General features: G+C 57.1%; 12 protein-coding genes and 1 pseudogene. All 13 read left to right on the top strand.

Annotation, left to right across the window (positions count from 1 at the left end; translation table 11 throughout):
- Nucleotides 1-242 precede the first annotated feature (242 nt).
- A complete protein-coding gene (locus ACO0LO_RS28405) occupies nt 243-620 on the top strand; it encodes an Mth938-like domain-containing protein (RefSeq protein WP_422969809.1) in 378 nt (125 codons plus the stop codon).
- Nucleotides 617-2,332, top strand: a complete 1,716-nt coding sequence (locus tag ACO0LO_RS28400; protein WP_422969807.1) for a glycosyltransferase family 39 protein — start codon at nt 617-619, stop codon at nt 2,330-2,332. Before ACO0LO_RS28405 ends, ACO0LO_RS28400 begins: the two co-directional genes overlap by 4 nt.
- An 83-nt stretch (nt 2,333-2,415) precedes the next feature.
- Nucleotides 2,416-3,543 (top strand): DegT/DnrJ/EryC1/StrS family aminotransferase, encoded by a 1,128-nt coding sequence (locus ACO0LO_RS28395; protein ID WP_422969805.1) that lies wholly within the window; start codon nt 2,416-2,418, stop codon nt 3,541-3,543.
- Between the two features lie 15 nt (nt 3,544-3,558).
- Complete coding sequence (locus ACO0LO_RS28390; protein WP_422969803.1) at nt 3,559-4,524, top strand: glycosyltransferase; 966 nt, start codon at nt 3,559-3,561, stop codon at nt 4,522-4,524.
- A gap of 68 nt (nt 4,525-4,592) precedes the next feature.
- Nucleotides 4,593-5,534 carry a formyltransferase gene (locus ACO0LO_RS28385; protein WP_422969802.1) on the top strand — a complete coding sequence of 314 codons (942 nt, stop codon included), beginning with the start codon at nt 4,593-4,595 and terminating at the stop codon, nt 5,532-5,534.
- A gap of 59 nt (nt 5,535-5,593) precedes the next feature.
- Nucleotides 5,594-6,535, top strand: a complete 942-nt coding sequence (locus ACO0LO_RS28380; RefSeq protein ID WP_422969800.1) for a polysaccharide deacetylase family protein — start codon at nt 5,594-5,596, stop codon at nt 6,533-6,535.
- 208 nt (nt 6,536-6,743) lie between these two features.
- A complete protein-coding gene (locus ACO0LO_RS28375) occupies nt 6,744-7,220 on the top strand; it encodes a peroxiredoxin (RefSeq protein ID WP_422969798.1) in 477 nt (158 codons plus the stop codon).
- Between the two features lie 157 nt (nt 7,221-7,377).
- A complete protein-coding gene (locus tag ACO0LO_RS28370; RefSeq protein WP_422969796.1) occupies nt 7,378-9,093 on the top strand; it encodes a PhoH family protein in 1,716 nt (571 codons plus the stop codon).
- Between the two features lie 164 nt (nt 9,094-9,257).
- The gene (locus tag ACO0LO_RS28365; protein ID WP_422969794.1) at nt 9,258-9,734 is read left to right on the top strand and encodes a MarR family winged helix-turn-helix transcriptional regulator; all 477 of its coding nucleotides are present in this window, start codon (nt 9,258-9,260) and stop codon (nt 9,732-9,734) included.
- A 126-nt stretch (nt 9,735-9,860) separates the two neighbouring features.
- Nucleotides 9,861-11,357 carry an efflux transporter outer membrane subunit gene (locus ACO0LO_RS28360; protein WP_422969792.1) on the top strand — a complete coding sequence of 499 codons (1,497 nt, stop codon included), beginning with the start codon at nt 9,861-9,863 and terminating at the stop codon, nt 11,355-11,357.
- Nucleotides 11,357-12,625, top strand: a complete 1,269-nt coding sequence (locus ACO0LO_RS28355) for an HlyD family efflux transporter periplasmic adaptor subunit (RefSeq protein WP_422969791.1) — start codon at nt 11,357-11,359, stop codon at nt 12,623-12,625. Before ACO0LO_RS28360 ends, ACO0LO_RS28355 begins: the two co-directional genes overlap by 1 nt.
- Nucleotides 12,622-14,175, top strand: a complete 1,554-nt coding sequence (locus tag ACO0LO_RS28350; protein ID WP_422969789.1) for a DHA2 family efflux MFS transporter permease subunit — start codon at nt 12,622-12,624, stop codon at nt 14,173-14,175. Before ACO0LO_RS28355 ends, ACO0LO_RS28350 begins: the two co-directional genes overlap by 4 nt.
- A gap of 278 nt (nt 14,176-14,453) precedes the next feature.
- Nucleotides 14,454-14,670, top strand: a pseudogene (locus ACO0LO_RS28345) (response regulator); the annotation flags it as partial.

Raw genomic sequence — 14,670 nt, 5'->3', positions numbered from 1 at the left:
ACAGGCGATTCTGTTGCGTGAATGAAGATAAAAGTAATTACGCTCCATTAATATATTAATGATGGCACAGCAATTCCTCACAGAGCCTTATTCCCCCCGATCGCACCGGCAGGAAAATCCACGCCCGCAGCAGAAAACTGACAAGCTATGCAATAAAAAAGCAGCTACAATGCGGCAATTATCAAGCAAAGCATGCCTGACGATTTGCCAAGAGCAGGAGTCGGACCGCACACCACCTCGCCATGAAGCTGCACACCACCCTTACCCAGCAATATCAAACCGTTACCGCCTACGATAAAACCGGTGTCGAACTGAATGCCATACGCTATGAGCATAGCCTCGTTGTATTGCCCGAAGTATTGCCTGCCGCCTGGCCTGTCGGCAAGTTCGAAGACCTTACCACCGAGCATTTCGTACAGCTTGAAGCGACCAAGCCGGATGTCGTGATACTTGGCACCGGTTACAAACAGCGTTTTGTCCACCCCAAATTGACCGCCGTGCTGACGGAAAAAAGAATAGGCGTTGAGTGCATGGACAACCAGGCAGCTTGCCGTACTTACAACATCCTGATGGCGGAAGGCCGCAAAGTCGCGCTGGCCCTGATCATGGAAACTGAATGAAGCAAACCTCGTCCCCGTTCGATTCCCGCCGCCTGCTCTGGATACTGTCGATACTTTTCCTGATTGTCTGGTTTTACATGCTGGGCAACCGCACGCTGATACCCACCGACGAGGGCCGTTACGCGGAGATGGCGCGCGAAATGCTAGTCACGGGCGACTGGATTACCCCACGCCTGGACGGCATCAAGTATTTTGAAAAGCCGCCGCTGCAGGCGTGGATGAATGTCATCACGTTTGAACTGTTCGGCGTAGGCGAATGGCAGGCCCGCCTGTGGACCGGCCTGTGCGGCTTGCTGGGCGTGGGCCTGGTTGCCTACACCGGGCGCAAGGTATTCAGCGCCAGAACCGGCATCAATGCTGCGCTGGTGCTGGGTTCCAGCGTGCTATGGGCAGCATCGGCACACTATAACTCGCTGGATATGGCGGTAGCGGGAATGATGACTATCACGCTGTGCGGCGTGCTGCTGGGCCAGCGCAATGGCGCCAGTGCAGCGGAACAGCGAAACGGCATGCTTCTGTGCTGGGCGGGCATGGCGCTGGCAGTGCTGACCAAGGGCCTGATCGGCGTGGTATTGCCGGGAGCAGTGCTGGTGATTTACACCTTCGTTTCGCGCGACTGGGCGATCTGGAAGCGGCTGCACATGGGCAAGGGCCTGCTGCTTTTCTTCGCCATCTCCGCTCCGTGGTTTGTGCTGGTGGCAATCAAGAATCCGGAACACCCGCACTTTTTCTTTATCCACGAACACCTGGACCGCTTCACCAGCAACGTGCACAAGCGCAACCAACCGGCCTATTTCTTTTTCGGCATTCTGGCCATAGGAATTATTCCGTGGCTAGGCCTGCTGCTGCAGGGCATGTGGGCGGGCGTCAAAAGGGAAAGCCAGGGTTTCCAGGCCCGGCAGATGCTGCTGGTGTGGACCATTTTCATTTTCTTTTTCTTCAGCATTTCCCACTCCAAGCTGACCGGCTATATCCTGCCTATCTTCCCATCGCTGGCGCTGCTGATTGCCTGCCAGCTGGAAGCCGGTTCCAGTAAAAGCCTGCGTTTTGCCGCTATGCTGTTTACCTTGCTTGGTTTAGCCACGCTGGGATTTGTCCTTGTCTCGCCGGAAAAAATTGCGTCGGCGAAGTTGCCGCCGCTGGAACAGGCGCTGAACCAGGGTGTCATCCCCTGGCTGATCGCCACGGCGCTGATCATCACCGCCGGCGGTATCGTGGCGGCAGCCATTGCACGCAGCCATAGGGATTGGGCCGTCATCAGCCTGTCGGCTGCGGGGCTTCTCGCCAGCCAGACTGTATTGCTGGGCTACGAACCATGGGGCTATTACCGCGCGGGCCTGCTGCAATTGCATGCCATCCAGACTGAACTGAAGCCGGATACGCCCATATACACGGTAGGCCAGTACGAACAATGCCTGCCCTTTTATCTGGGACGCACATTGATCCCGGTAGAATTCCCGGATGAACTGGAATTTGGCCTGCAGCAGGAACCGCAGTTGTGGATACCGGAGCGCAGCACTTTTGTCCAGAAATGGCGCGCCGACTACGCCAGCGGCAAACTCTCCATCGCCATTCTGCGAACGGAAGTCTATGAGGACATGCAAAAGCAAGGTGTGCCGATGCGGCTTATCGGGCAAGATCCACGGCGGGCAGTGATTGCCAGCACCATAGCACGGCAGCCTGCGCAGGCCGGAACTCCGGCCGAAAAATAGACGCAGGCGGCGCAAATCAAGGGCCGGGCAATCTATTTCCCGGCTTTATAATAATTCCGACAAAGACCAGACAAGGGATATCCATGAGCGAGCAACTGCCTTTCCTGCCGTTTACCAAACCGACCATTGATGAAGAAACCATTGCCGCAGTAGGCAATGTATTGCGTTCCGGCTGGCTGACCAGCGGCCCCAATGTGCAGGCACTGGAAGCCCAGTTATCCGAATATTTCGGCGGGCGTCCGGTGCGCACCTTCAATTCCGGCACCTGCACGATGGAAATCGCGCTGCGCATCGCCGGCATAGGCGCCGGCGATGAAGTGATCACCACGCCGAACTCCTGGGTTGCCACTGCCAATGTCATCATAGAAACCGGCGCCACGCCGGTCTTTGCGGATATTGACCCGCGTACGCACAATATCGATCTGGACAAGGTCGAGGCCGTCATCACTCCCAGGACCAAGGCCATCATTCCGGTCCACATCTGCGGCCTGCCCTGCGATATGGATAAACTGTATGCACTGGCAAAAAAGCATAATCTACGCGTGGTGGAAGATGCTGCGCAGGCGATAGGCTCGACCTGGCAAGGCAAGCGCATAGGCTCGTTCGGCGATTTTGCGTCGTTCAGCTTCCAGGTCAACAAAAACATCATGACCGGCGAAGGCGGCTGCCTGGTGCTGAACAATGCAGAAGAAGCCCGGCTGGCAGAGAAATACCGGCTGCAGGGCGTGACCCGCAGCGGCCTGGACGGTATCGATGTGGACGTGCTTGGCGGCAAATACAATATGACCGACATTGCCGCGGCGATAGGCCTGGGCCAGATGAAGCACCTGGCCGAATTCAATGCCAGGCGACTGGCGCTGGCAAAACACTATTTTGCCGCTTTCGGCAATGATTTTGAAGCCAGTACCGGAGCCGAGCTGCCGGTTGCCGATTTTGAGCAGTGCAACTGGCACATGTTCCATATCGTACTGCCCGAACGCATCAACCGCGCCACGTTCATGGAACAGATGATGGAAAAGAAAATCGGCCTCGGCTACCACTACCGTGCGATCCACCTGTTCAGCTATTACCGCGCACGCGGCTTTACCGACGGCATGTTTCCCATCGCCGAGAGGGTCGGCAAGCAGATCGTGACCTTGCCGCTGTTTCCGGCAATGAACGAATCTGATGTGGAACGCGCCGTAGCTGCGGTAAAATCCTGCCTTCAATAAAATAAGCGCTGCCTGATGAAACCAGAACTCTCAGTTGTCATCCCCGTCTATAACGAAGAAGCAGGTCTGGACCGCCTGTACGCCCGCTTGTATCCCGCGCTGGATGCGCTGGCTGCCACCGGCGTCAGCTATGAAATCGTATTCGTCAACGACGGTAGCCGGGACGGCACTGCGGCAATGCTGGCGACGCAGTTCCGCCTCAGGCCAGACGTGACGCGGGTCGTGCTGTTCAACGGCAATTACGGCCAGCACATGGCGATACTGGCCGGCTTCCAGGCTACCCGCGGCGATATCGTCGTGACACTGGATGCCGATTTGCAGAACCCTCCCGAAGAAATCGGCAAGCTGGTCGAAAAAATGCGCGAGGGCTACGACTACGTCGGCTCCATCCGCCGCAAACGCCAGGATTCTGCCTGGCGCACGTATGCCTCCAAGGCCATGAACCGCCTGCGCGAGAGGATTACCCGCATCAAGATCACCGATCAGGGCAATATGCTGCGCGCCTATGGCCGCAATGTCATCGACCTGATCAACCAGTGCAGCGAGGTCAATACTTTCGTTCCGGCGCTGGCCTATACCTTCGCGCGCAAGCCGACAGAGATCATTGTCGAACACGAAGAACGTGCTGCAGGCGAATCCAAATATTCTATCTATAGCCTGATACGCCTGAATTTCGACCTGATGACCGGTTTCTCGGTGGTGCCGCTGCAGATATTTTCCATGCTCGGCATGATCCTGTCTGCCGCATCAGGCGCACTGGTCATCTGGCTGCTGCTAAGGCGTTTCCTGTTCGGCGCGGAAGCCGAAGGTCTGTTCACGCTGTTTGCCATCGCCTTTTTCCTGATGGGTGTCATCCTGTTCGGCATAGGTTTGCTGGGTGAATACGTGGGCCGGATCTACCAGCAGGTACGCGGCCGGCCGCGCTATGTCGTGCAAGCCGTGTTGGAACAAGGCAGTGCCGACAGGCCGGACAGCAACTGACCTTGATGTAACCGACAAGTAATCGATACGCAACCAACACGCAGCCGACATCAGTTCAGGATATCGAAATGGCAAATGAAGCTTCTCCCCAGCCTGCAGTAAAAGCCGTCGTATTCGCCTACCACAGCGTGGGGGTGCGCTGTCTGAAAGTCTTGCTGGCGCGCGGCGTGGATGTGGCCCTGGTCGTTACCCACCAGGACAATCCGGCAGAAACCATCTGGTTTGAATCGGTAGCCGATTTATGCCAGGAACACGGTATCCCTGCAATTACGCCGGCCGATCCCAAATCGCCCGAGCTGATGGCCCAGGTAGAAAAAATCCACCCTGACTTCATCTTCAGCTTTTACTACCGCCACATACTGCCGGTTGAACTGCTGGCGCTGGCAAAGCGCGGCGCTTATAACCTGCATGGCTCGCTGCTACCCAAATACCGCGGCCGCGTGCCTGTCAACTGGGCAGTGCTGCACGGGGAAACCGAAACCGGCGCCACCCTGCACGAGATGGCCGCCAAACCGGATGCCGGCGCCATCATCGCGCAGACCGCCGTTCCCATCTTGCCGGATGATACCGCTTACGAAGTCTTCAACAAGCTGACCGTGGCAGTGGAGCAAACCTTGTGGCCGGTGCTGCCGGCGCTGATCGACGGCACAGCGCCAAGATCGGCCAACGACTTGTCCAAAGGCAGTTATTTCGGCGGCCGAAAACCGGAAGACGGCAAGATCGACTGGAGCCAGCCCGCCCAGCAAGTCTACAACCTGCACAGGGCGGTAGCGCCGCCCTACCCCGGTGCCTTCTTTGAACAGGCCGGCCATCACTACGTCATAGGCAAGGCCAGGCTGTCGAAACTGGATGCGCACAAGCTGAAACCCGGGCTTGCCGTATCCGGCAATACCATCCTCGGCGTCTGCGGCGATGGCCGTGCATTGCATATCCTGGAACTGGTGCAGGATGGCAAGCCTGTGACATCAGTCGAACTTCAGCCCATCCTAGATGCACAGCCGCCAGCCTGACAGGCATCATCTACAGATTCATCATAAGCTGAAAAAGCAGCGCATCACCGAAAGTCTCCATGCCCAGCATAGTCTTGAAAATCGACGTCGATACTTATCGCGGCACACGCGAAGGAGTTCCCAATCTGGTGCGCATGCTGAAGAAGCATGAGTCCCAGGCGACGTTCCTGTTCTCCCTCGGCCCCGACCATACCGGCTGGGCACTGCGGCGGGCTTTCCGCCCCGGTTTCTTCCAGAAAGTATCCCGCACCTCCGTCGTCGAGCACTACGGTATCAAAACGCTCATGTATGGCGTCATGCTGCCGGCGCCGGACATCGGCAAACAATGTGCGGCCAACATGCGCGCAGTGCAGGATGCCGGTTTTGAATGCGGCATCCATACTTGGGACCACGTGGTATGGCAGGATAATGTCAGGCAACGTGGCGCCGAATGGACTGCGAAGCAGATGCAGCAGTCCTTTCAGCGCTTCCAGCAGATTTTCGGCCATGCACCGGCAACGCACGGCGCGGCAGGCTGGCAAATGAATGAACACGCGTTCTCGCAGCTAGACAGCTTCAATATGGCCTACGCGTCCGATGGCCGGGCGATGCTGAAGGACAACGGCGAGCTTGCCGACCCCGGCGCCGGCCCTTACCGCCTGGGCATCAATGGAAAAACCCTGGCCTGCGTACAGATGCCGACCACACTGCCTACACTGGACGAATTGCTGGGCCGTACGATAGACGGCACCGTCATTGATACGTCAAATATTGCCGCTATGCTGCTGAAGTTGACGGCAATACAAAAAAATCATGTGTTTACGCTACATGCGGAGCTTGAAGGTCAGAAACTCGCCCCCATTTTCGAAGAATTGCTGACAGGATGGCGCAAGCAGGGTTACGCTTGCATATCCATGGCGGATTATTACCAGACGCTGAAGGCAGATGAATTGCCGGTGCGCCCTTTCAGCTGGGCTGAATTGCCAGGCCGTTCAGGCGAACTGATGGCGCTGACGGCCTGATTGACGCTGACACTGGTTGCCGCCGCCCAAAGTATCAGGGAGCCCTTGCCATGCAAGCGATGCAAGACTATGATGCGGTCGTCCGCGATGCCTGCCAGTGCTTTACCCGGCTAGGACGCTGCCGCAACGACGCCCTTTGTCGCGAAGATTGACCGGAATTCTGCATTACCCTCGCTTTTCTCCCCCATCAACAGTTCAGGAGACCACTGTGGCCGACGAAAGCCCATCCGCACTTAATAAAACAGTTCCGAATTTTTCAGCAGCAATGACAGGAGACAAAGCGTTCCAGCTCAGTGACTATGCAGGGAAAAAGCTGGTGCTGTATTTTTATCCTAAAGACAATACACCAGGCTGCACAACGGAAAGCATGGCTTTCAGGGATCTGCATCCTCAGTTTGACGAGCATGGAGCAATCATCTTTGGCATCAGCCGCGACAGCATACGTTCGCATGAAGGTTTTAAATCCAAGCTGGGCATGCCGTTTGACCTGATTTCCGACCCTGACGAAGCGGTTTGCAATCTGTTCAATGTCATGAAACTGAAAAACATGTATGGCAAGCAAGTGCGCGGAATCGAACGCAGCACATTTGTCATTGACGGAACGGGTAAATTAGTGAAAGAATGGCGTGGAGTAAAAGTAGCTGGACACGTTGATGAAGTGTTGGAATTTGTGAGCGCACATTAGTAATTGGAACCCAGAATCTTCTTTGAAAAAAGCCGCGCATGGAAGTGACCCGAACTTGTCCGGGTTGCCCATAGCGGCTTTTTGACTTTTAGGGTTCACTAGCAGTCGATAAGCAGTCGATGATTTTTAGCTCTCACAACTTTGATAAGAGGTCCTAATGCCCCTGCCGAAAATGCCGACTAAACCTGCGGCCCTGTTGTCCCCCAAGGATTACCCGAAAGCAGAAAAGGGTAAGCCTGCAAGAACCGATAAACCAGAACCAAAATTAGTGGCAGTTCCTCCACAGGCATTGCCGGCAAAAACGCTTGCCAGGCAGGATACGGCTACGCCTGTCGTTGCCAAGCTTCCCGCTACCCCGGCCCGTGCAAAAACGCCGGCGGCAAAAACGGCAAAGCCCGCTGCCGTCAAGGCAAAAACAACGGAAAGCCGCGTCAAATCCGGCACCAGCCGTGCGGCGGACAAATCCGGCGTCACCAAACTGTTCGTGCTGGATACCAATGTGCTGATGCACGATCCATCGTCGCTGTTCCGTTTTGAAGAGCATGATGTCTACCTGCCGATGATCACATTGGAAGAACTGGACGATCACAAAAAAGGCATGTCGGAAGTCGCCCGCAACGCGCGCCAGGTATCGCGCTCGCTGGATGCGCTGGTCGGCGACATTGATCACCACGCAATAGAGCAAGGCATTCCGCTGTCCAAGCTGGGCAACAAGGACGCCAAAGGCCACCTGTACTTCCAGACCAAGCTGCAGACTGCCACCTTGCCTGCTGGCCTGCCGCAGGGCAAAGCCGACAACCAGATCCTGACTGTCGTGCGCGCGCTGGAAGCAGACCAGCCGGGTCGCCCGGTAGTGCTGGTGTCCAAAGACATCAATATGCGCATCAAGGCGCGTGCGCTGGGTCTGCCTGCCGAGGATTACTTCAACGACCATGTACTGGAAGATTCCGACCTGCTGTATTCAGGCATTGTGCAACTGCCGGACGATTTCTGGAACAAGCACGGCAAAGGCGTGGAAACCTGGCAGGAAAACAAGAACGGCCTCAGCACCACGTTCTACCGGATTACCGGCCCTATCATCCCTTCGCTGCTGGTTAACCAGTTCGTCTATCTGGAACCGAACAATGGGGAAGCTTCCTTCTATGGTCAGGTAAGGCAGATCAACGGCAAGACTGCGGTGCTGCAGACCTTGCGCGACTATGGCCATGCCAAGCACAGCGTTTGGGGCATCACGTCCCGCAACCGGGAGCAGAATTTTGCACTGAACCTGCTGATGGACCCGGAATGCGATTTCGTTACGTTGCTCGGCCAGGCCGGCACCGGCAAAACCCTGCTGGCATTGGCGGCAGGTCTGGCGCAAGTGCTGGAAACCAAAACCTATAACGAAATTATCGTGACCAGGGTAACGGTTCCTGTTGGCGAAGACATTGGCTTCCTGCCGGGCACTGAAGAAGAAAAAATGTCGCCGTGGATGGGCGCATTCGACGACAACCTGGAAGTGCTGAACAAGTCCGACAACGATGCTGGCGACTGGGGGCGTGCTGCGACCCAGGACCTGATCCGCTCGCGCATCAAGATCAAGTCGCTCAACTTCATGCGCGGCAGGACCTTCGTCAACAAGTTCCTGATCATCGACGAAGCGCAAAACCTGACGCCGAAACAGGTCAAAACACTGGTCACGCGCGCAGGTCCGGGCACCAAGATCATCTGCCTCGGCAATATCGCACAGATCGATACGCCTTACCTGACCGAAGGTTCCAGCGGCCTGACCTATGTCGTGGATCGCTTCAAAGGCTGGGCGCACAGCGGCCACGTGACACTGGCACGCGGCGAACGCTCGCGCCTAGCGGATCATGCGAGCGAAATCTTGTAGTAATATTGTTTCTCGAACAAAATCGGCGTCCTGGGCGCCGATTTTTTTTGCCCCGCCCGACTACGACCACACCAAAAGAGCACTGGTCAGCATTCAATTTCAGCCTGTGCAAAAGAATTTAATTTCAGGTAGACTGTTGCCTAGGCAATGATTTACATGAACACATGAGCAACTCTTCTCCGTTTAAATTCGATAATTACCAAGTGGAAGACAGCGTGGGCTACCTGCTTGCCCGTGCGAGGACCATGTTATCCAAAGCGGCCGACGAATCCCTCGGCGAACTGGGAATTACCCACGGGCAGGCCAGCATTTTCATTTTGCTGGCAATGGACAAATGCAATACCGCTGCCGACCTCGCGCGCGAACTCTTTATCGACTCGGCGGCAATGAAGCGCATGCTGGACAGGCTGGAAGCAAAGGGTTTCGTGGAACGCACTCCGGACCCGCATGACAAGCGCCTGTTCAAGCTGGCGCTGTCCGACGCCGGCAAGCAACTGGCGCTCAATATTCCCGGCATTTTTGCGGACGTACTGAATGTAGGATTCACCGGTTTCAGCCCCGAGGAAATAGGTTTCTTGAAAAGTCTGCTAAGGAAATTGCTCGCCAACCGACCGCTGCTGGAATCAAAAAATACTAATTGACATGACAATCATTTCATTCCTGTCCGACACCGGCAGATTTGCCATTTTTTCTAGCCTACTATGACACATCTCCTCTCTTCATCTTTGCACTGCAGCTTGCCTAGTCGGCTGCGCAGGTCTGCAGGATTGCTTGCGGCAAGCAGCGCAGCAGTACTGCTGTCGGCTTGCGTCAGCTTCAGCGGTATCCAGAGCAATGCGCAATTGAAATCATTGACGCCGCAAAGCGGCGCAGGCGTACTGGTCAATCAGACCGGCGCGTGGCCGGACGCCAGCTGGGCACAGGGCATAGGCGGCAAGCCGCTGCAAGACCTGATCGATTCTGCGATTGCGGACAATCCCAGCCTGCAGGTCGCTGCTGCGCGGGTAGCCGCCGCCAGGGCGTATATCGAAGCCACGCATGCGGATACTTTGCCCACAGTCGGCGCCAGCGCAGGCAGCACATATCAGCGCTTTACCGAACACGGGCTGATCCCGCCTCCGCTAGCCGGCAACTATTACACCGACAATGAGCTCGCGCTGAATATCTCGTACGAAGTGGATTTCTGGGGCAAGCACTCAGCCGAGATGCGCAGCGCACTGTCGCAGGAAAAAGCAGCGCTGGCGGAGCAGCAAAGCGCTCGCCTGGTGCTTGGCAGTTCCATTGCCCATGCGTGGGTGCAACTGGCACGCCAGTATGCGCAACTGGATTTGGCGACACGACAGCTGTCCATCCGCAACAAGCTGGATGATCTGACGCAGCAAAGGCTGAAAGCCGGACTGGACACCAGGACCGATACAGAACAAAGCCTGGTGCAGACTTCCACACTGAAGGCTGAGATCACGCAGTGGCAGGAAGCCATTTCGCTGACCCGCAACCAGCTGGCAGCCTTGCTTGGCCAAGGGCCTGAACGCGGCCAAAGCATACCTCGGCCGGAACTGGCGCAGATCGGGAATGCCGTGCTTCCCGCCCAGCTGCCGTCGGAACTGCTGGGCCGCCGTCCGGATATCGTTGCCGCGCGATGGCGCGTGGAGGCAATGCAGGGCGACATCGATACGGCCAAGACGCAGTTCTACCCGAATATCAACCTGAGCGCCTTTGTCGGCCTGTCCAGCCTGGGCTTTTCCGACTTCTTTAAAAGCGGCAGCGCCATCGTCGGCGGCGGCCCTGCAATCAGGCTGCCTATTTTTGAAGGCGGCCGGCTGCGCGCGCAACTGAAGGGCAAGGTTGCCGCTTACGACAGTGCGGTGGCAACGTATAACCAGAGCCTGACAGACGCCCTGCATGAAGTGGCGGACCAGGTCCAGTCGATGAAAGCAGCGGAAGAACAGAACAAGAACCAAAGCATCGCAGAGCAAGCCTCCGCGCGCACCGTGATGCTAGCCCAGCAAAGGCGAAAAGTAGGAACAGCGAGCATCTTGCCCGTGCTGGCAGCGGAGAGCGCGCTGATCACACAGCAGAAAATGCTGCTGGATAACCAGATGCGCCGCGCCGACTTGCAGATCAGCCTGATCAAGGCGCTGGGAGGCGGCTTTGAAGCCTCGCCCGAATTGCGCGCGCCGGTCGTCCCTGCCCTGCCCGGCGCAGCATCTACCTCTTCAAACCAATCTACCGATCAACAGAAATCTCATTCGGAGGCTGCGTAATGACCGCTCCTGCTCAAGACAATAATCAAACGACTCAAGCAAATCCAGCACCGGCAACACCGGCTCCAGCATCTAATGGAAGTGGAAATGAAAACGGAAACGGAAACGGCAGCAACGGCAAGCGTAAAGGCATATTGATCAAGGTAACGATCGTCCTCGTCATTCTTGGGCTGGCCTATCTCGTCTACTGGGAACTGGTCGGCAAAAAATATGAGCACACCGACGATGCGTATGCCGCCGGCAATGTCGTGCAGGTAACGCCGCAGGTGGGCGGTACTGTGCTGGCGATCCATGCCGACGATACGGAAATGGTGCAAGCCGGCCAGCCGCTGGTGGATCTGGACCGTGCCGACTCCAAGGTTGCACTGGACCAGGCGGATGCCCAACTGGCGCAAACCGTACGTGAAGTGCGTGTGCTTTTTGCCAATAACGGCTCGCTGGCTGCCAATGTCAGTCAGCGCAGCAGCGACGTAGAACGCGCAAAATCCGACCTGGCGCGCCGCCAGCAATTGCTGAGCACGGGCGCGGTTTCTACCGAAGAAGTGGATCACGCAAAGACGGCTTTACAGAGTGCGGAATCCGCCTTGCTGGCAACGAAGGAGCAACTGGCCTCCAACCGCGTGCTGACCGACCACACCAGTGTGGAGCAGCATCCCAACGTGCAGCGCGCGGCGGCCCGCGTGCGCGAGGCTTACCTTGCGTATGCCCGTACCAGTCTGCCGGCGCCGATGACGGGCTATATCGCCCGCCGTTCAGTGCAGCTTGGCCAGCGCGTTGCCGCCGGCACACCGCTACTGTCCATCGTGCCGCTGAACGCCTTGTGGATCGACGCCAATTTCAAGGAAGTACAGCTGATGCACATGCGCATCGGCCAGGATGTGACACTGGAGTCCGACCTGTACGGTTCCGACGTTGAATACCACGGCAAGGTGGCCGGGCTGTCTGCCGGCACGGGCTCCGCGTTTGCGCTGCTGCCGGCACAGAACGCCAGCGGCAACTGGATCAAGGTCGTGCAGCGTGTACCCGTGCGCATTTCGCTGGATCCGAAAGAGCTGGCCGCCCACCCCTTGCGCGTAGGCCTGTCGATGCAGGTCAAGGTCAATATTTCGCAGGAACAGGGCCAGCCTCTGACAGCAGCTCCGGCGCGCACTACCCCTGCCTATAAGACCGAAGTATTTGACCAGACCGGCAAGGAAGCAGACAAGCACATCGGGCAAATCGTTACGGATAACCTGGCCGCTGCCACCAGCGGCGCCAGCCATCAATGAGCGCACCCGGAGCCCCCGCCCTCCAGCCCCTGAAAGGTGCCCAGCTTGCGCTGGGCACCCTGGGCTTGTCGCTGGCGGTTTTCATGAACGTGCTGGATTCGTCGATTGCGAACGTATCCATTCCGGCGATTTCCGGCAATATGGGTGTATCGCCGCAACAGGGCACCTGGGTCATCACTTCGTTCTCGGTGGCGAACGCGATCTCGGTGCCGCTGACCGGATGGCTGACGCAGCGCTTCGGCCAGGTACGGCTGTTCATCACTTCCATCCTGCTGTTCGTCATCTCGTCCTGGCTGTGCGGCATGTCTCCCAGCATAGAAATCCTGATCGCCGCACGCGTGTTGCAGGGCGCGGTCGCCGGCCCGATGATTCCTCTGTCGCAATCGCTGCTGCTGGGCAGCTACCCGCCTGCCAAAAGCTCCATGGCCCTTGCGCTCTGGGGCATGACAACGCTGGTCGCCCCTATCATGGGGCCGCTGCTCGGTGGCTGGATCTCGGATAACTACACGTGGCCGTGGATTTTCTATATCAATATCCCGGTCGGCGTTTTTTCAGCATGGGTCACCTGGACGCTATACCGCAAACGCGAATCGGCAATACGGCTCGTGCCTATCGACAAGGTCGGGCTCGGCCTGCTGGTGATCTGGGTAGGTTCGCTGCAATTGATGCTGGACAAGGGCAAGGAACTGGACTGGTTCAATTCCGGCGAAATCATTGCGCTGACGCTGGTCGCCGTGGTCGGCCTGGTTTATTTCATCATCTGGGAACTGGGCGAAGAGCATCCGGTGGTGGATCTGTCGCTCTTCCGGGGGCGTAATTTTAGCGCCGGCGTGGTTGCGATATCGATAGGCTATGGCCTGTTTTTCGGCAGTCTTGTCATCATGCCCCTATGGCTGCAAACGCAATTGGGCTACACCGCCACCGAAGCCGGCAAGGTGATGGCGCCGGTAGGCGTGTTTGCGATCCTGCTGTCGCCGCTGATTGGCAAATTCCTGCCCAAACTCGACGCGCGCAGGGTCGCCACGGTAGCCTTCCTGCTGTTTGCGCTGGTTTTCTACATGCGCTCCAAATTCAGCACCGACGTCGATACGATGTCGCTATTGATCCCCACGCTGATACAGGGTGCCGCGATGTCCATGTTCTTCATTCCATTGACGTCCATCATCCTGTCCGGCCAGGCGCCGCATAAAATACCGGCAGCGGCCGGCTTATCCAACTTTGTCCGCATCATGTGCGGCGGCATGGGTGCGTCGATCGCCACGACAATCTGGGACAGCCGCGGCACCTTGCATCATGCACAACTGACCGAACACACAGGCAGCAGCTATCCGGCTTTTGTGCAAACAGTGCAACAAATGGGACAGCTGGGCATACCGGAATCCGGCGCATGGGCCGTTATTGACAGAACCATAAGCGTGCAGGCCAGCACGATGGCGGCCACCGATATCTTCTGGATATCTTCCGTGATGTTCCTTGGATTGATCGGCCTGGTCTGGCTGACCAAGCCATCAAAATCGGCCGTGCCGGTGGACGCAGGCGGAGCGCACTAAAGTACAAAGCTGCGCTGTCTGCAGCGCAGCTTTGTCAAAACCCTCCAATGGCCGATACAGGCCGGTTCCGCCAGTGAAAACTGGCCGAATTAACCTTAGTTTGCATTTTTTGCCGCAAACACACACTCAGTCCCCATTTTCCTGAATTTCATAGGCAACTCATAGGTAATTCCGGCAGCCTGGCATATGATTCTCTAGCCCAATCATCTGCCAATAGCCCCTGGTTTCCTTATATACTCGCAATCTGGCGGTATATACTGAGACTCGGAGAAATATCTATGAGTTCACAAATCAATCTGGATAACGACAGCCTGGTCTTTTTTGACGACCATGAGGCTCCGTCGTCTCCGGATGCCAGCCGGCCGACGTGGCGGATCATGATAATAGACGACGATCCCGACGTGCATTCGGCGACGACCTTTGCGCTGGGCAGCCTGGAAATCCAGCACCGCGCCTTAAGTTTCCTGCACGCCTACTCCGCCGCCGAAGCGCGCG

Origin of the sequence: Undibacterium sp. TJN25 (genome assembly GCF_049339885.1) — a bacterium.
GTDB lineage: Bacteria > Pseudomonadota > Gammaproteobacteria > Burkholderiales > Burkholderiaceae_D > Undibacterium.
Note: the sequence above shows the minus strand (reverse complement) of the source record. Positions and strands in the feature narration are given on the sequence as shown.

Bases quoted from the DNA above. Each gene is read 5' to 3' on its own strand.
- ACO0LO_RS28405 (WP_422969809.1), top strand. From the start codon at position 243: ATGAAGCTGCACACCACCCTTACCCAGCAATATCAAACCGTTACCGCC.
- ACO0LO_RS28400 (WP_422969807.1), top strand. From the start codon at position 617: ATGAAGCAAACCTCGTCCCCGTTCGATTCCCGCCGCCTGCTCTGGATA.
- ACO0LO_RS28395 (WP_422969805.1), top strand. From the start codon at position 2,416: ATGAGCGAGCAACTGCCTTTCCTGCCGTTTACCAAACCGACCATTGAT.
- ACO0LO_RS28390 (WP_422969803.1), top strand. From the start codon at position 3,559: ATGAAACCAGAACTCTCAGTTGTCATCCCCGTCTATAACGAAGAAGCA.
- ACO0LO_RS28385 (WP_422969802.1), top strand. From the start codon at position 4,593: ATGGCAAATGAAGCTTCTCCCCAGCCTGCAGTAAAAGCCGTCGTATTC.
- ACO0LO_RS28380 (WP_422969800.1), top strand. From the start codon at position 5,594: ATGCCCAGCATAGTCTTGAAAATCGACGTCGATACTTATCGCGGCACA.
- ACO0LO_RS28370 (WP_422969796.1), top strand. From the start codon at position 7,378: ATGCCCCTGCCGAAAATGCCGACTAAACCTGCGGCCCTGTTGTCCCCC.
- ACO0LO_RS28365 (WP_422969794.1), top strand. From the start codon at position 9,258: ATGAGCAACTCTTCTCCGTTTAAATTCGATAATTACCAAGTGGAAGAC.
- ACO0LO_RS28355 (WP_422969791.1), top strand. From the start codon at position 11,357: ATGACCGCTCCTGCTCAAGACAATAATCAAACGACTCAAGCAAATCCA.
- ACO0LO_RS28350 (WP_422969789.1), top strand. From the start codon at position 12,622: ATGAGCGCACCCGGAGCCCCCGCCCTCCAGCCCCTGAAAGGTGCCCAG.